Here is a 264-nt window from a genome sequence, read left to right as displayed (position 1 = left end):
GTCTGAGAATGGCTCTCGCAAAATGCCTCCATCCAGACCGTTGCTATTTGTTGTGCATGTCGTCCAAGCTTACCTTGCGTGTTAAGCTCGATTAGTTTAGCCATTCCCTCGCCAAGAATTTCATCTGGCAAAAGATTATACTTGTATTTTTTATTTGTGTTGCGTACGTAGTTGTCAAGCGTTTGTTTAATTTTAAGTTTTTTATGCAATTCTCTTAGTGTTGTCATTTATTCCCCTTTACTATTTAAGTGATATTGATAATAG

General features: G+C 36.7%; 1 protein-coding gene. It reads right to left on the bottom strand.

The genetic code is table 11. The features are described 5' to 3' along the window. Positions 1-227 (bottom strand): hypothetical protein (locus FDX22_RS12280; RefSeq protein ID WP_222592523.1); only part of this gene is annotated, 227 nt, incomplete at its 3' end. Positions 228-264: the final 37 nt, after the last annotated feature.

This window comes from Citrobacter sp. TBCS-14 (genome assembly GCF_005280805.1).
Taxonomy (GTDB): Bacteria; Pseudomonadota; Gammaproteobacteria; order Enterobacterales; family Enterobacteriaceae; genus Citrobacter; species Citrobacter gillenii.
Note: the sequence above shows the minus strand (reverse complement) of the source record. Positions and strands in the feature narration are given on the sequence as shown.